Origin of the sequence: Corynebacterium sp. ES2715-CONJ3, from assembly GCF_024814365.1 — a bacterium.
Taxonomy (GTDB): Bacteria; Actinomycetota; Actinomycetes; order Mycobacteriales; family Mycobacteriaceae; genus Corynebacterium.
In genome coordinates, this window is the sequence record NZ_JANUXS010000003.1 from 51,161 (window position 1) to 66,173 (window position 15,013).

Annotated in this window: 18 protein-coding genes; 13 read left to right on the plus strand and 5 right to left on the minus strand. The window is 53.0% G+C overall.

The features are described from left to right. Positions 1 to 5: 5 nt before the first annotated feature. From NXT00_RS04265 to NXT00_RS04295, 7 genes are all read left to right on the plus strand, one after another. Positions 6 to 272, plus strand: coding sequence for a type B 50S ribosomal protein L31 (locus NXT00_RS04265; RefSeq protein WP_259078349.1), 267 nt, complete (start codon positions 6 to 8; stop codon positions 270 to 272). A 14-nt stretch (positions 273 to 286) separates the two neighbouring features. Continuing rightward, entirely contained in the window at positions 287 to 460 is a 174-nt protein-coding gene (rpmF, locus tag NXT00_RS04270) for a 50S ribosomal protein L32 (protein ID WP_259078348.1), read from the plus strand. Positions 461 to 627: 167 nt separating this feature from the next. After that, positions 628 to 1,320, plus strand: a complete 693-nt coding sequence (locus tag NXT00_RS04275) for a response regulator transcription factor (protein ID WP_259078347.1) — start codon at positions 628 to 630, stop codon at positions 1,318 to 1,320. After that, positions 1,317 to 2,759 (plus strand): HAMP domain-containing sensor histidine kinase, encoded by a 1,443-nt coding sequence (locus NXT00_RS04280; RefSeq protein ID WP_259078346.1) that lies wholly within the window; start codon positions 1,317 to 1,319, stop codon positions 2,757 to 2,759. The genes NXT00_RS04275 and NXT00_RS04280 overlap by 4 nt, the downstream gene beginning before the upstream one ends. A 60-nt stretch (positions 2,760 to 2,819) precedes the next feature. After that, positions 2,820 to 4,046 (plus strand): S1C family serine protease, encoded by a 1,227-nt coding sequence (locus NXT00_RS04285; protein WP_259078345.1) that lies wholly within the window; start codon positions 2,820 to 2,822, stop codon positions 4,044 to 4,046. Between the two features lie 53 nt (positions 4,047 to 4,099). After that, positions 4,100 to 4,693 (plus strand): molybdenum cofactor biosynthesis protein B, encoded by a 594-nt coding sequence (locus NXT00_RS04290; protein WP_259158229.1) that lies wholly within the window; start codon positions 4,100 to 4,102, stop codon positions 4,691 to 4,693. A gap of 199 nt (positions 4,694 to 4,892) precedes the next feature. Then, positions 4,893 to 5,159: a hypothetical protein gene (locus tag NXT00_RS04295; protein ID WP_259158231.1), complete on the plus strand. Its 267-nt coding sequence runs from the start codon at positions 4,893 to 4,895 to the stop codon at positions 5,157 to 5,159. A gap of 88 nt (positions 5,160 to 5,247) precedes the next feature. Here the strand turns inward: NXT00_RS04295 and mscL are convergent, their stop codons facing one another. The 3 genes from mscL to NXT00_RS04310 are packed head-to-tail and all read right to left on the minus strand — an operon-like array spanning position 5,248 to position 6,923. Next, positions 5,248 to 5,664 (minus strand): large conductance mechanosensitive channel protein MscL, encoded by a 417-nt coding sequence (mscL, locus tag NXT00_RS04300; RefSeq protein WP_259078341.1) that lies wholly within the window; start codon positions 5,662 to 5,664, stop codon positions 5,248 to 5,250. Positions 5,665 to 5,715: 51 nt separating this feature from the next. Beyond that, positions 5,716 to 6,351 (minus strand): hypothetical protein, encoded by a 636-nt coding sequence (locus NXT00_RS04305; RefSeq protein WP_259078340.1) that lies wholly within the window; start codon positions 6,349 to 6,351, stop codon positions 5,716 to 5,718. 5 nt (positions 6,352 to 6,356) lie between these two features. After that, complete coding sequence (locus tag NXT00_RS04310; RefSeq protein WP_259078339.1) at positions 6,357 to 6,923, minus strand: 5-formyltetrahydrofolate cyclo-ligase; 567 nt, start codon at positions 6,921 to 6,923, stop codon at positions 6,357 to 6,359. An 87-nt stretch (positions 6,924 to 7,010) separates the two neighbouring features. On the opposite strand from NXT00_RS04310, the gene NXT00_RS04315 reads away from it, so the two are divergent. Genes NXT00_RS04315 through NXT00_RS04340 form a run of 6 tightly spaced genes read left to right on the plus strand, consistent with a single transcriptional unit; the run spans position 7,011 to position 11,951 of the window. Further along, a complete protein-coding gene (locus tag NXT00_RS04315) occupies positions 7,011 to 7,931 on the plus strand; it encodes a UTP--glucose-1-phosphate uridylyltransferase (RefSeq protein WP_259078338.1) in 921 nt (306 codons plus the stop codon). 17 nt (positions 7,932 to 7,948) lie between these two features. After that, positions 7,949 to 9,196 carry a gephyrin-like molybdotransferase Glp gene (glp, locus tag NXT00_RS04320; protein WP_259158232.1) on the plus strand — a complete coding sequence of 416 codons (1,248 nt, stop codon included), beginning with the start codon at positions 7,949 to 7,951 and terminating at the stop codon, positions 9,194 to 9,196. After that, a complete protein-coding gene (locus tag NXT00_RS04325) occupies positions 9,196 to 9,894 on the plus strand; it encodes a GNAT family N-acetyltransferase (RefSeq protein WP_259158234.1) in 699 nt (232 codons plus the stop codon). Before glp ends, NXT00_RS04325 begins: the two co-directional genes overlap by 1 nt. Before the next feature lie 56 nt (positions 9,895 to 9,950). Further along, positions 9,951 to 10,901 (plus strand): gephyrin-like molybdotransferase receptor GlpR, encoded by a 951-nt coding sequence (gene glpR, locus NXT00_RS04330; protein ID WP_259078333.1) that lies wholly within the window; start codon positions 9,951 to 9,953, stop codon positions 10,899 to 10,901. Positions 10,902 to 10,903: 2 nt separating this feature from the next. Then, complete coding sequence (locus NXT00_RS04335; protein ID WP_259078332.1) at positions 10,904 to 11,320, plus strand: DoxX family protein; 417 nt, start codon at positions 10,904 to 10,906, stop codon at positions 11,318 to 11,320. Further along, a complete protein-coding gene (locus tag NXT00_RS04340; protein ID WP_259078331.1) occupies positions 11,307 to 11,951 on the plus strand; it encodes a zf-HC2 domain-containing protein in 645 nt (214 codons plus the stop codon). The genes NXT00_RS04335 and NXT00_RS04340 overlap by 14 nt, the downstream gene beginning before the upstream one ends. Positions 11,952 to 12,045: 94 nt before the next feature. On the opposite strand, the gene NXT00_RS04345 is transcribed toward NXT00_RS04340, so the two are convergent. Both NXT00_RS04345 and NXT00_RS04350 read right to left on the minus strand, forming a co-directional pair. Continuing rightward, entirely contained in the window at positions 12,046 to 13,152 is a 1,107-nt protein-coding gene (locus NXT00_RS04345) for an HNH endonuclease (protein ID WP_259158237.1), read from the minus strand. A 131-nt stretch (positions 13,153 to 13,283) separates the two neighbouring features. After that, on the minus strand, positions 13,284 to 14,834 hold the full coding sequence (locus tag NXT00_RS04350; RefSeq protein WP_396124931.1) for a dolichyl-phosphate-mannose--protein mannosyltransferase: 1,551 nt from the start codon (positions 14,832 to 14,834) through the stop codon (positions 13,284 to 13,286). Positions 14,835 to 15,013: the final 179 nt, after the last annotated feature.

Here is a 15,013-nt window from a genome sequence, read left to right on the forward strand (position 1 = left end):
GAATTATGAAGAAGGACATCCACCCGGACTACCATCCGGTCGTGTTCCAGGATGCTGGTACTGGCTTCCAGTTCCTGACTCGTTCCACCGCTCATAGCGACCGCAAGGTCACGTGGGAGGACGGTAACGAATATCCGTTGATCGTCGTAGACGTCACAAGCGAATCGCACCCATTCTGGACCGGTGCTCAGCGCGTGATGGATACCGCTGGTCGTGTTGAGAAGTTCCAGCGTCGTTTCGGTGGCATGGCCCGCCGCACTAAGAAGTCCTAAGGAGGGAAGAAAAAATGGCAGTTCCAAAGCGTCGTATGTCGCGTGCTAATACCCACGCCCGCCGTTCCCAGTGGAAGGCTGATAACGTGGCCCTCCAGGAAGTCACGATCGATGGTCGCACTGTGCGTATCCCTCGTCGTCTGGTTAGGGCAGCTAAACTAGGCTTGGTCGACGTCGAGCAGTTCTAGATTTATTAATATAGAACCTAGCCCCATGGTGCGGATAAAATCTGCGCACCATGGGGCTAGGTTTTTCTTAATCTAGCAAAAGTGCTGTAGAAGTGATCCGAGTAACTTAAGATGGGCATAATGAACTCCTGATCGTCAGGAGGTAGAACAGTAGGGCTTTTTATATTATGAAAATCTTAGTCGTCGACGATGAGCAAGCAGTGAGAGAGTCACTCAGGCGCTCATTATCGTTTAATGGATACACCGTTACTACAGCCAAAGATGGTGAGACGGCGATCAGCATGATCGACAGCGAGGACCCAGATCTGGTGATCTTGGATGTCATGATGCCCAATATGGATGGGCTGGAAGTGTGTCGCTTCCTGCGCGGTTCTGGGGATGACCGTCCTATCCTCGTCCTAACCGCCCGTGATGGCGTTTCCGATCGCGTCGCCGGACTCGATGCTGGCGCAGATGACTATCTTCCAAAACCATTCGCCCTCGAAGAACTACTAGCAAGGGTCCGATCTCTGCTGCGCCGTGCTGCTGCCGAATCAACCACTCCTGCTGCCAGCGGCGAGTTAGTATTCGCCGATCTGGTTCTCAACCCCGAAACCCGTGATGTCACTAGAGGCCGCCGCCGTGTAAGTCTCACGCGTACCGAGTTTGCTCTCTTACAGTATTTACTCGCTAATCCCAAAAAGGTACTCAGTCGCAGCCAAATCCTCGAGCAGGTCTGGGGCTACGATTTTCCAACCTCGGGTAATGCCTTGGAAGTTTATATTGGTTACCTACGCCGCAAGACCGAGAGGGGAGGGGCGACCCGTCTCATCCACACGGTGCGCGGCGTGGGTTATGTTCTACGCGATACGGCACCGTGATCCTCAGACGTCCCAGTTTTGGCCCCGCCGCGCCGGTGGGGCCAGCGGAGGATGCGCTCCTTAAAGACGACCTGTTCGGCTCCTCCAATTCTTTGCGGTGGAGGGTAACAATCTTTACCACCTATATGGTGGCGATCGTCATCTTCGTGGTATTAATCCTCAGTTACTTATCGGCTTCGAGGGCGATTACTAATGCAGTCGACCAAGACCTGCGTGCCAAGGCGGAATCTATGATGGTTCTGAGCGAGTCCCCTCAATTCGCCTTAAATGCTCGATCAGAGATTGATTATTTCAAGGTCCGCAACCCTGACTATTTTGCCACTGTGCAGCGCTCCGACTGGGTCTATTCCGTTGGCGATGAACTCCCGCTTCCGGTCATTCGAGCCACCGACCGATCTAAAGTAGAAACTATTGACGGAAAACGCATCTATCTGCTTATCGATGACCAGCGCACTATGGTGATGATAGCCCGCGACTTTGGTGGCGTTCAGTCGCTCTTAGCTGCTCTAGGTTTTGTTTTACTGATTATCGCAGGCCTGGGTATCGTACTCGCAGTGGCAATAGGTTTATTTGTTGCTAGGGCAGGATTACGGCCTTTGGTAGCACTGCAAGCTGCTGTAGAAGAAGTCACCAAAACCAAAAAACTCGAGCCGATTCCGGTCTCAGGCACAGTAGAATTAGCCCAACTGACCACTTCCTTCAACGAGATGCTTCGAGCATTGGAAGAGTCCCGCAAACAACAAGCAGAACTCATCGCTGATGCGGGTCATGAACTTAAAACACCGTTGACTTCTATGCGAACCAATATTGAATTGCTCATGATGATGGAAAAACAAGGCGGGATAAGTGCCAGTGATCGCGCTGAGATGGAATCCGATGTGCTGGCGCAGATGGAAGAATTGACCACCCTTATCGAGACCTTGGGAGATCTAGCACGCGAAGATTCATCCTCCCTAGAACTGCAAGTGGTCGAGTTAGCCGACTCCGTTGACGAGGCCTTTGAAAAAGTGCGCCGCAGGCGCCCCGATATTCAATTCATAGCGAATCTCAGTCCTTGGTATTTATGGGGAGATCTCCAAGGGATAGATCGAGCCATCCTCAACTTGATTGATAATGCGGCGAAATTCTCTCCCCCGGGGGCCCCTGTCAAGGTAAATATGGAGCAACTCTCTTCAGATCTCTTGGAGCTATCTGTTGCTGACTCGGGACCTGGAATTGCCCCAAGGGAGAGGCACAAAGTATTCGGGCGATTCTACCGGTCAATTGAGGCTCGAGCGGTACCTGGGTCCGGCTTAGGGCTATCGATTGTGGCCAAGGTGATTGCGCGCCATCACGGCACTATAGAAGTCCTAGATTCCGAGGACGGCGGCACACTAATGCGAGTGACCATTCCGGGATCAACGGACCCCGACGCAGTCGGCGGAACACAAAGAAGATAAGCTAGATTCACAGACTCTTTTTAAAATCATTCCAGCCTCCCTTAACAAACGTGGAGCATCATGACTGATATGAACGATAATAATCAATGGATCCATCCCGAGCGCGATCCTCGCTTTGAGCAGGTTGTTAACCCCTACGCCCAGCCAATCGTTGCACAGCAGACACCAGATCCCCAGTCTTTAGCCACCCCAAAGCGCACCATCGGTGTTCGCAGTGCTATAGCTCTAGCACTAGCAGCGGCCGTCGGTTCAGGTACTTTGACCGGCATTTATGCCACCCAACTATCAACCAATAACCAGTCCCAAGGTCAAGTCATTGCTGCATTAAATGCTCCAGTTAGTCACGGGGTCACACCTGACATGCCAACCGGGGGAGTTCAGGAAGTGGCAGCCAAGGTGCTACCGGCGGTGGTTTCGTTGAAGGTCAGCGACTCCACGGGAGTGTCAGAAGGGTCAGGTTCAGTCCTGTCACCCGACGGCTATATCCTGACAAATAACCACGTTGTGGAGGGAACTGCGGGTGATCCCCACCGCACGCTGATCACGGTTGTGTTCAACGATGGACGTCGCATGCAAGCTCGCTTTGTAGCCGGGGATCCCAATACCGATGTAGCTGTTGTAAAAATCGATGACGTCCAGGATCTTCCCGTTATGAGCTTCGGCGACTCCTCATCGATCCAAGTAGGACAACCTGTCGTCGCAGTCGGTGCCCCCCTCGGATTGTCTTCGACAGTAACAACGGGGGTGATCTCGGCAATTAATCGACCCGTACGAGCCAGCAGCAGGGACCTCGGCCAGTCCTCCCTCATCGACGCTATCCAAACCGATGCTGCGATCAACCCCGGAAACTCAGGTGGACCACTCGTGGATATGAACGGAAACCAGATAGGTATCAATTCTATGATTGCCTCGATTCCGCACAACGGTGACAGTGCTGGATCGATTGGATTGGGCTTCGCCATTCCCGCCAATTTTGCCAAACGAGTAGCGCAGCAATTAATTGAGAGCGGGGAAGCTAAGCAGCCCATGATCGGAATTCGATTAGGCAACGACCCCCGCATCGTTGGTGCTGTCATCGCTGATACCACTTCAGGGAGCCCAGGTGAAACTGCGGGCCTACGCCCAGGCGACGTAGTAGTAGGATTTGGTGATCGCCGCATTGACAGTGCTGACGCTCTTATAGCGGCCGTGCGATCTGCTGACTTCGGCCAGACCATAACTCTCAAACTAACGGATCTCAGGGGTGAAAATCCGCGGGAGGTAGAGGTTCGACTTTCCGACGAGTAGGTTAATAAGAAACCGAGCGACCGCCTAATTTTCAAGGAGAAACTGAGCATAATATGGGTTCCAAAAACCATTTAAATTTGCCCGGAGATCTATCAAAGCTGAGTGATATCCGAGAACCTGACGATGATCTCTTCTTCGCCCAAGAACAAGCTGAGCATAAGAAGGGGTTGCGCCGCGCTCTGGCAGTTTTGGTCACTGATAGTCGTGATGACCGCGAATGTGAAGCAACCTGCACACTCGTTGCTGAATTGCTGGCTGAGGGCGGATTCGTGGTGGATGGCTCTATTAGGGTTCCCGCAAAGGCCTCGCAGATTCGCAACGGTATCGAGGCAGGAGTCATCGGTGGAGCTGACCTAGTGGTGACAATAGGGGGAACAGGTGTGGGCCCGCGCGATAAGACCTTGAGGGCCACCAAAGCGGTTCTCGATCAGGAAGTGCCAGGGATTGCTCAGGCTTTACGCTTTTCAGGTATGCTGTGCAACGCTTTAGACGCTTGCACGTCGAGGGGAACGTCTGGTGTCTCGGGTTCTACCGTGGTGGTCAATCTTGCGGGATCTCGGACCGCAATTCGTGATGGGATGGCCACGATGATCCCGCTGGTTCATCACCTAGTTGATCAGCTGCGTCCACCAGTAACCAATGGCTAAGCGGCGCGTCTTTCGACAAAGCCTCGCTCAGAAATACGATCGCGAGGCTGACCGAGTCGAACCAACGGAGGTTCTACACGAACAGTGCGATCACTATTCACGGGAGCATTATCTTCATCAACGACCGCCGCACTACGGGGAGTAGAACCACTCGAAGTGGGAGCTTAGCTTTTTTCGTGAAACGGATAAATTCTTCCCCATGGAAAAATCCAATGCTTGGCATTTAGTTATGCAAGCGGCGGCTTTCACCATCGTGGTAAGTGCCTGCAGTTCATCTGATGAACCTCATGGGGCGAGCGCATCGTTACTACAGGACTCCGAAAAAGAGCCTGCACCTTCCACGACGCTGATTGACTATTTGCGTAACAGTAGCGGCATTGACCAATCAAACGGCATCAGCTTGGCTAATACCGGCACCCGGGACCTGCCGAGACAAAAACGTCGAGCGCTATCCCAATGTTTTTGATATGACTATTTGATTACGGGTAGCTGGACGGTTGATTTGTCAGATGGAGGTGTGCTGAGCTCTCATATGGACATACCTGATAAGTCAGTTAGGGATGCGACTTAGTGCCACGCTCTTGGCTGAGCAAATCGCGGATCTCGGTTAAAAGCTCCACCTCAATGCTGGCAGCTTCAGAAGTCTGGTCGACTCCTTTTTCCTTGGCAAGGGTCTCACTGAGCTTATTCATAGGAACTATAACGAGGAAGTAGACAACTGAAGCCACAATCATGAAATTGATTCCGGCAGTAATCACGGCACCAAAATCAAGGAAGCTGGCCTCATTGCCCGGGCGCAGATAGAATCCGAGACCAGAAACATCAGCTCCGCCCAACGCGGCGATTACTGGGCTGATCAGGGAATCACTGAAGGCGTTGACCAGGCCAGTAACGGCTCCTCCCACAACCACAGCGACGGCCAACTCGATGACATTACTTCGTAGCACAAACTCTTTGAAACCTTGAAACATCTCTATAACTTTCGTCGAAGGGATACGATCTTCGAGTTATCGTACCCGACTTCAGCCTTGAGCGCGTGCTCCCGTTACGATGACGCTAATGGGGGATTGCGCCGCCGCAGCCGCCACGCTCTCGGCGTCTGCAATATCGAGGGATAGCAAAAGTGATCCAGTTTTTAAACCCGCCGCCTGGTGATCGGCACTACTACTAAAAACCACCTGAGCACCTGAGGCAACTGTGCGTGGTTCCCCGGTCTCGGCGGAGAGCGCCACAATACTAATTTGGTCACCAGGAAGGACAAACCCCGCAAGGGCAGGATCATTCAAACTTATAGGAATGAGTGCATTGCCGTCGAGGCCGACAATATTCTTGGCATCGAATTGGGTATTAATAGTATCCTCGGGGAGCGCAATCGCGGACTTAGGCCGTTGACTAATAAGTACCCGACCCACAAAATCTTGCTTTTTCATCGACTGTCCCCTAGGAATGAGGTCGATTGCCACCTGCTTTTCCATTAAATCCTCGGCTTTCAGTCGGGTTCCGGCTGCGACGTCGTGACTGTAGATGATCGCGGTGGCGGTGGAATTATTGTGTCCGGCCACAAGTAAGAGGGCAGCGCTGATGATCAAAGCCGCGGAAATGAGACGTCGAAAAGCGATCTGGCGGGCAATACCTGGCGAGGCAAAAGGGTAGATCATACCTGCTATGACTCACAGCGAAGATCGACGGTTCCGTTCTCAGTGAGGATAATGTCTACACGGCAATCGTGGGCCTCGACTACGATGGGTTGAACCTCGCTGGCGAAACACACCCCAATGAGTAACGTAGGACGATCAGCCAATGCGCGGTCATAAAAGCCACCGCCCTGGCCGAGGCGTTCACCGCTGGGGCTGTAGCTCAAACCTGGCACCACAACCGCGTCAAGCTCACCTAGAACTGCAACATCCCTAGTTGCCAAACGAGGTTCTCGTATGCCACAGCTGCTTTTTTCCAAGGATGCTGGACCCTGGTATAGGCCCCACCGAAGCTGGTGCCGTTGAGCAACACGCGGTAACCAGAGCTGCTCGAGGGCTGCAGCGAGAGGAGCGACAAAGTCGAAACCCGGTTCGTGAGGAAGGGGAGCGTAGGCGGCAACAGCTCGCGCATGATAGTCACGAAGAAACTTCACCAAGTGTCCGGAAATTTGAGCATTTTCACTTCGGCAATCTTTAGAAATACGAGCTCGTCTCACCTTATCTCGCATCACCGATTTCGCTGCAGCACTATTCATGGTTTGAATCCTAGGCGGGAAAAAATCTCGTGGCTATAGCGGTGGTGCTTTCCGAAACTCAGCGGTCAAACGTTTACACTATTAACCATGACTTTGCCTTCCTCCTATTCCTCGACAGCGGTACGAACCGTTATTGTGCCGGCGGCTGGCATGGGTACGCGCTTTTTGCCGGCCACCAAGACGGTGCCCAAAGAGTTGCTACCCGTTGTCGATACCCCCGGCATCGAGCTCATCGCTGAGGAAGCGGCACTTCTCGGGGCCCAGCGGCTTGCTATCATCACGGCCCCTAATAAACGCGAGGTGCTTGCCCATTTCCAAAAATTCGGGGACCTCGAGCGCATGCTTGAAGATCGTGGCAAAGATGAGCAACTAACCAAGGTTCAACGTGTCAACACTCTGCCTACCCCAGTCGCCGTAGAGCAGGCAGAACCCTTGGGCCTAGGCCACGCAGTTAGCCTCGCAGAATCCGTCTTAGATGACGATGAAGATGTCGTTGCGGTCATGTTGCCCGATGATCTTGTACTTCCTATGGGCGTAGTAGAGAAAATGCTTGCAGTGCGCAATGAACTCGGGGGGTCGGTACTCTGTGCCTTTGAAGTCGCACCGGAAAACGTGTGCAATTACGGGGTTTTTGATATCGAAGAAGCTTCGTATTCCGGCGATCTGACCGTGAAAAAAGTTAAGGCCATGGTGGAAAAGCCGACCGTTGAACAAGCGCCGTCTACTTTTGTTGCTACCGGTCGCTATCTGTTAGATCGTTCGATATTCGATGCCCTAGCTCGCATTCAACCAGGTGCTGGCGGAGAATTACAACTAACCGACGCAATTGCCCTACTCATTGAGGAAGGGCACCCCGTCCATATTGTGGTTCACCACGGTAAGCGCCACGACCTCGGAAATCCTGGAGGGTATATACCGGCGTGTGTCGATTTTGGTCTCCAAGACCCCGTGTATGGTCCTGGATTACGAAAAGCCCTGCGTAAAATATTTGACGAGCATGGGCTCTGAAAAGAGGGAGAATCCTAGTGCGCTCCGTTGACGAGCAGCTCAATCTCATCACCCAGGCTGCACGAACCCCAGAACCTGTTCGTATCGCTATCGCCGAATCGTTGGGGCTCATGTGCGCCGAGGAAGTTCAGGCCACGCATCCGCTACCTGGTTTCGACCAAGCAGCAATCGATGGTTACGCTATTAGAGCAGTCGATATCGCCCCGATCGCGGGGGATCCCGATGTCCCCACCGAAGTGTCGTTGCCAGTTGTTGGTGAAGTAGCTGCTGGCAGCTCAAGACCGTTGCGGTTGCAACCGAAGCAGGCAGTGCGCGTCCATACCGGCGCCCCCCTCCCGAGCCTTTCCGATGCTGTTATCCCGCTGGCGTGGACCGACCGAGGACGCAAGCGTATGACCGCGCTCAGAGCTGTACGGCCAGGTGAATTCGTACGCAGGCAGGGCGATGACATACAGCCCGGCGATATAGCGGTCTCTGCAGGAACGATTTTATCTCCTGCCCATATAGGCCTCCTCGCAGCTGTGGGGCGGAGTAAGGTACTGGTCAATCCGCGCCCTCGGATGTCTGTGATTTCGATCGGTTATGAACTTGTTGACATTGACCGGGATCCCTCCCTGGGTCAGATTTATGACGTCAACTCCTACGCCTTAGCCGCCGCGGGTCGAGAATCCGGCGCCGACGTGCACCGCGTGGGAATAGCGGCGGGGGAGCCTCGACGGCTGCGCGAAATCGTCGAAGCGCAGATGCTGCGCAGCGAAATTATCGTGATCTCTGGCGCCGTTGGGGGTTCGGGATCGGACACCATTAGGGACATTCTTAATGAGTTTGGTGAGATCGACACTACCCGCGTAGCCATGCACCCTGGCAGTGTTCAAGGCTTTGGTCTCCTCGGTGATAAACAGATACCGGTATTTCTGCTACCGGCCAATCCAGTATCCGCCTTGGTAATCTTCGAAACCATGATCCGGCCCCTGGTACGGGCGAGCCTAGGCAAGCGTAACGCTAGACGTCGGGCCGTACGCGCCCGGGCGCTGAACCATGTGAGCAGTAAGAACGGGCGGCAAGGTTTCATCCGAGCCAGGCTTATGCGCGATGCACAAACGCAGGATTATCTTGTCGAGGCACTTGGGGGTGCCAATGGAGCTCCCGCCCACTTGCTCGCGGGCCTATCAGATGCCAACGCGATGATTCGTATTCCGGCAGGTATAACCCAGGTGCGTCCGGGCGATATCGTCGAGGTCCTCTTTATGAATCAGCAAAGCTAATGCCCATCTTTCGCGAGCGTCTTGCTCTCGGCCCCCGACACCCCATGCACCCAGGTTGGCGAGAGTATACCCCGCATATTCGAGTGGGCACACGCCAACTTCGGTTACGGCCGCTACGAAGAAGCGACGGTCCTCAATGGTGCGAATTGCGTATCGACGACGAACGGTTCCTCCGCCCCGTCGAACCGACTCCCACTGCCGCGTGGCACCTCGCACACAGCAGTGCCGCTTGGCGAGCTACCTACAGATACTTGAGTCGCAGTGCCGCTAAGGGAGAGACTTTGCCCCTGGCTATCGAAGTCAACGGGGAATTTTCCGGCCAGCTGACAATAGGCAATATCCAACATGCGACTGCTCAGGAAGGATGGGTGGGTTATTGGCTGCATTCTTCTCTAACTGGCCACCACATTGCTACCGCAGCAGTGGCTCTAGCGATCGATCATGCCTTTAATCGAGTGGGTCTTCACCGCCTCACGGCAACACATCTTCCGTCGAATAAAGCTAGTCGAAGGATCCTGGAAAGAAACGGCTTCAGAGAGGAAGGCTTATTAAAGGAAAACCTTCATATTGACGGCCGGTGGCGCGATCATTACTTAATGGCCCTCACGCGTTCAGAGCTTCAGCAGACGGCTGTCCAGAGAATAAGCGACCAAGGGATCATTTCAAAAAAGCCCAGTAGGAATCGGCGCGCCTTATAAGCTATGTTCGGTCGCCCCAATAGGCTTGAACTGTTAAGTAGAAAGGGCTATCACTAGTGACCGGACTCATTGGTCTTCTCATCATCGTCGTGCTGTGGATTTTCGTGCTCGCACCGTGGTTTTTGCGTGCCCAGAAACCGATAAGAAAAGCGGGCGAAGCCTTCAATGAAACGCGCGTCATTCTCGAGGGTGGATCTAAAAAGCTCAGCCCCCAGCGATCGTTGAAAAAATTGCCGCTCGAGGATTCAGCGGTCCCAACTCCCAGTGACTCACAGCTCGAGTCTGACGTTGAGGCATCGGGCGAGGAAAATGAGCCGGTGAATGGCGAGGATCAAGACGAAGATTCTATCCTCATAGATCCTCCTATTAGAGAACAAACTATCTCTGACCTTTCTTCACAGGCCACCTATGAAATCGATTCTTCCTATACCGATCCAGAGGATCTGCTCTTCCCAGCCCCCGACGAAGATACTGGCGATGAAGTAGAAGATAGCGAGGAAACGCCCGATAACGACGACTTTAGCCCAGAGTTCACCGAAGAAGAGCTGTCGTATATTCAGGCTAGGCGTGGTCGGGGAGGTTTCGACCCTGAAGCGGATCGAGAAGCCGCGAAGTCACGTTATCAACGGCGAAAGATCGTAGTAGCTACGATGAGCGTGTTGCTTCTCGTCGCTGTTATCTCTGCGATTGTATTTGGGGGACTGGCCTGGATTGCCCCTGCACTCATGGGCGTTATATTTGTGGCATACCTGATCGTGCTGAGGAAATTGGTTAAATCAGAGATCGAGTTACGCAACCGACGCATTCGGCACCTCCGTCGTAGCCGACTTGGTGTACGGAGCGTCTCCGATAACGATCTGGGTATACCGCAGCGGCTGCGTCACCCTGGCGCGGTGGTTTTAGAGATTGACGACGAGTCAGCCGATTTTCAAGAATTGGAGCTCATCGACAGTGCTCATTATAAACAGCCCACACATGATGCTGAAGCTTCGCGGCGGGTGAGCTAGGCATGGATCGCCCAGTGGTACGCGATATTGCACTCGCAATATTTCGGCTCGTCCTCGGCGTCATCTTCGTAGCACATGGTTACCAGAAGCTATTCATCCAGGGAATTGATGAGATTGCCGGACAGTTCTCTGCAAGCGCTATTCCCCAGCCAAAGCTCTCTGCCTATATAGCTGCCATTGCTGAACTCGGTGGGGGAGCCTTGCTGGTTATTGGACTGCTAACCACTGTAGTTGCTGGTGCTCTAGCTCTTCTTATGGCGGCGGCCTTTTACTTCGTCCACCTAGGTTCTGGTTTTTTTGCGTCCAGTGGGGGATTCGAGTACGTGCTCTTGCTTATTGTGTCTCTTATGGTAGTCGTGGTATTTGGTGCAGGTCGGCTCAGCGTAGATTGGTTTCTCACCCGCGATGCTGAACTGTGACAAGGTTCAAGCTGCTCTCTCGGCTCGCTTGGATGGCGAAGCTTTTTCTCTTAACGATGAGATCGTTGATGCCCACCTTATAGGGTGCGAACAATGTCGCCATTTTCTTGAGCAAGCCGCCTTAATGAATCGCAGATTAGCCTTCAACGAAAATTTGCGGGATCGCGCTCCGGACTTGTCGGCAATTATCATCCATGGTGTGGAATCCGAGTGGCGCCGTCACGCGTCTGCGCGAATTGTTGGTATCACCGTATCGCGCGTATTCATTGCAGTTACTGGTTTGTTCTGGGTCTTTTGGGCCCTCTTTCTTTTGGGCGATGTTGAGTTTCTAGTCGATGACCCGCTGATGAGTAGAGTTGTAGTAGAGGCAGCCGCTATGCGGTTATCACTGGGTTTTGGTCTATTTTTTGCCAGCTGGCAATACCGCCTCATCGCCGGAATCTTGCCCGTGTATGGAGCTGCGTGGATGTTCAGCTTTGGTTTTGCGACGCGTGAAATTGTTGTTGGGACGATTAACTACGATGCACTCGCTCAGTTGGCATTGCTGCTTTTCTCCGTCGTAGCGTTGGCGGGATGTTGGTTCGCTGAACGTGGCTGGGAATTGCTGGAACTCGGCAGACGTTCTCTGTAATAAGGCATCCTCAATAACCCCTTGGTCCTTCGACCTCGAGGATGTGGGTGTTGCGTGTGGACTAGCTCTCTCCGAGGATCCGGTGGGCGAAGGCCTATGTTCCCTTGGAGATAGCTGGGTGGAGATTAGCGCGTTGAGTGCCGTCGGGCATCCGGTAGGAGATAAGTCCAGTCTTAGGGTCAGCTTCGACACGCCCGTGGCGAGACCTATTAGGGTCATCGTCGTTTCTAAGGTTATGGACCCTACACAGGGGGCAGAGATTGGCAGTGGTAGTTGCCCCTCCACGAGAAAAGGCCTGTATATGGTGGATATCGCAGCGTACGGCCGGGATCGAGCATTCTGGATGCTGACATATCAAATGCGAAGTTATCGCGCGAAAACGGTCGTCTGCGTCTGCTAAGCGTTTGATATCAAGAACTTCGTGAGGCCTGGGTACTCCGTGTGAGTCCTTGTAGATTGCGATGGCAAAACCCATTTCGTTGATAATTTCTTCAGCAATATCGGTAATATTGAGAATGACGCCATCACTATTGGTGACTGTACCATCGCAGTGTTCTTGCGCATCTGCTATCGGAATAAGGATCAGAGGACTGTGGCGAAGATCCCGGTGGCCAGAATCAGTTGAAGTATTGGTAATAACGGTTTCATACAGAGCCATAGCGAGGCCTTCAGCCTCTCCGTTGGCCATACCTTGGGATGCTTTATCGTGGGCTTGTGGAGTTAGCACTGTGCGCAGACGTTCACATTGCGCTTCAGGGAGCTTCATATTGATATAGCGCATGCCGTCTGCATCGGCAGTTGCGGAGAAACGGGCGTACCATGCACGTGGGCGGGAATACTCGGCATTTAATGTTTTCAACGTAGTTTTGATGTGGCGATCGAGGTCGAAGCAGCTCAAGGTTGCCGCTTGACGGATGAGTTCTTCTCGTAATTCCTTAGGATCGATGCTCGGATTGCGCAGTTTTTTGCTCACACTTGAGATCAAACGTAGTTTGGCAAAACTCAGTTGGTAGTCAATAGCTAGGTCGAGCTCGTCCGGGTGAAAAGTTTTTGCAACCGCGAGCATCAGTGAGGCTTCGGTATGGGTGCAGTCGAGGAATAACGCCATCTCGTCTTTTGTCAAAACGGTGCGCTTGAGTTCGTAAGCAAGTTCACCACCACGTGGAGCGAGGTCCTTTATCGATTCTAGGCACGTCTTCATGCTCCTGACGCTAAACAGGAAGAATCGCGAGCACAATATCTACTCTAAAAAACGCGAAAAGTTGTGGATAACTTTTTGCGTTTGCAGTATCGACCTTTAGACCCTCAACCGCTTTGGCTCTACGATTTTTGCTATCGCCACGCAGGGATCCACGCTAGCGCGTCATAGGCTGAATCGGGCAGAATGAAGCCAAAGAAGAGAGGCATGAAGTAGAAGAACTGTGCAATAAGGATGCCGAGGTAGATACTAACAATAACCGTTCCCCCTCGGGGTCTCCTGTGGATTATTTTCCCTAATAGGTAGGTGAGCATCACAATAACCATCGGGATCAGAGGAGCCGCGTAGAAGAAGTACATCTGGCGGTCGTAACCGATCAACCAGGGAATGAAGCCAGCCGCAAACGTCCATAAGGGGATAACAAGTACCCAATCCTTTTTGATCAGGACAAGCCACAAGGCGGCAATAATAACCGGTATGACGAGCCACCACAGAGCGGGAGTGCCAAAGAGGTAGAGCATGCGGCGGCACGCGGTTGGTCCGCAAGGAATATCCGTTTGTGAGAAGTAGAGAATGGGCTTAATCCCGACCAGCCATTCCCATGGCTTGGATTCAAAGGGGTGCTGGTGGCCGGCGGAGGTGGTTAGCGAGGCATGAAATTTCAGCACTTCTGAGTGATAATAAGTCCAACCTGCAAGTCCCTCGGGGAGAAGCTTGATAAAAGAATCATCTCCTAAAGTGCCGTCGCTAGCAACATGGTGATAGATCGACGTCTCGCTAGCGAACCAAGCTCGCCAGCTCCAGATATAGAGCGCAACAGGGAGGATAACCAGGTGGGTAAAAGCGCGCCAGCTATCACGCATAAGTGTTCCTACAAACGGTGATAACGTACCGGAGCGGGCGCGAGTTCGGTAATCGAGAATAACCGAGAGGATGCCAAAGAAAGCCATATAATACAGACCTGACCATTTTACGGACAGCGCTAGTCCGAGAAAAACTCCACAGGCAAAACGCCACCAGCGAAATCCGATGGGAGGCCCGTAGAGTGATTCGTGGCGATCCTCATAGCGGGCAGATACCTGCAGCCAATCTCTGATAAGAGCCCACGAGGCCGCAGTAATAAAAAAAGTTTGAAAGACGTCAAGAAGAGCGAATCGACTGATTACCAGAAGGAAGCCGTCGCTTAGCGCTATCACTCCCGCTGTAGTCGCTAGGCCGGTTGAGCGGGTGAGCTGCCTAGTTATAGCCATGATAAGGGTGATCGTCAGTGCGCCGAGCAGCGCGCCCACCGCCCGCCACCCGAAGGGCGTGTAACCGTAGAGCATTTCGCCAAGGGCGATAAGCTGTTTCCCTAATGGTGGATGGACAACGAGGCCGTAGCCCGGATTTGATTCGATGCCTCCAAGGATCGGGTTCATCCACGTCTCCACCATATCCCAGGCCTGGGGCACATAATGCTTTTCGTCAAATACTGGGGTTTCTTGGTCGCTGAGGGAGCCGAGATTGACGAAACGCAAGAGTGCCGCGCAGATGAAAACGACCATCGTGGAGAGAGTATCCCCGAGGGTCCAGATATGGCGTGGGTATTCGTGGTTAGGTGGCTTCTTGACGAGGTTCACTGTTTTAATATTAGAGGTAGAGCGGTCTCGAGTGGAAAGATATTGAGAAACTCGCCGGAGCTGGATAGCGTGGCTGATGGCCCTAATCGTTACCCTATTGTGACCTTCGGTCAGGCATTGTATTATCGTGCCTGCGCATAGCGTTGGTAACGAAATGGTTACATTGATCAATTTGGAGCGCCGGAGCTGTCAATTTTGGGCGCCTTTGTTGCATTATCGCTGCATATGGAGCACGGTAGCTTTAT

What these genes read in the sequence shown, in the direction of transcription:
- NXT00_RS04265 (WP_259078349.1), top strand. Translation starts at nt 6, where the DNA reads ATGAAGAAGGACATCCACCCGGACTACCATCCGGTCGTGTTCCAGGAT.
- rpmF (WP_259078348.1), top strand. Translation starts at nt 287, where the DNA reads ATGGCAGTTCCAAAGCGTCGTATGTCGCGTGCTAATACCCACGCCCGC.
- NXT00_RS04275 (WP_259078347.1), top strand. Translation starts at nt 628, where the DNA reads ATGAAAATCTTAGTCGTCGACGATGAGCAAGCAGTGAGAGAGTCACTC.
- NXT00_RS04285 (WP_259078345.1), top strand. Translation starts at nt 2,820, where the DNA reads ATGACTGATATGAACGATAATAATCAATGGATCCATCCCGAGCGCGAT.
- NXT00_RS04290 (WP_259158229.1), top strand. Translation starts at nt 4,100, where the DNA reads ATGGGTTCCAAAAACCATTTAAATTTGCCCGGAGATCTATCAAAGCTG.
- NXT00_RS04295 (WP_259158231.1), top strand. Translation starts at nt 4,893, where the DNA reads ATGGAAAAATCCAATGCTTGGCATTTAGTTATGCAAGCGGCGGCTTTC.
- mscL (WP_259078341.1), bottom strand. Translation starts at nt 5,664, where the DNA reads ATGTTTCAAGGTTTCAAAGAGTTTGTGCTACGAAGTAATGTCATCGAG.
- NXT00_RS04305 (WP_259078340.1), bottom strand. Translation starts at nt 6,351, where the DNA reads ATGATCTACCCTTTTGCCTCGCCAGGTATTGCCCGCCAGATCGCTTTT.
- NXT00_RS04310 (WP_259078339.1), bottom strand. Translation starts at nt 6,923, where the DNA reads ATGAATAGTGCTGCAGCGAAATCGGTGATGCGAGATAAGGTGAGACGA.
- NXT00_RS04315 (WP_259078338.1), top strand. Translation starts at nt 7,011, where the DNA reads ATGACTTTGCCTTCCTCCTATTCCTCGACAGCGGTACGAACCGTTATT.
- NXT00_RS04325 (WP_259158234.1), top strand. Translation starts at nt 9,196, where the DNA reads ATGCCCATCTTTCGCGAGCGTCTTGCTCTCGGCCCCCGACACCCCATG.
- NXT00_RS04335 (WP_259078332.1), top strand. Translation starts at nt 10,904, where the DNA reads ATGGATCGCCCAGTGGTACGCGATATTGCACTCGCAATATTTCGGCTC.
- NXT00_RS04340 (WP_259078331.1), top strand. Translation starts at nt 11,307, where the DNA reads ATGCTGAACTGTGACAAGGTTCAAGCTGCTCTCTCGGCTCGCTTGGAT.
- NXT00_RS04345 (WP_259158237.1), bottom strand. Translation starts at nt 13,152, where the DNA reads ATGAAGACGTGCCTAGAATCGATAAAGGACCTCGCTCCACGTGGTGGT.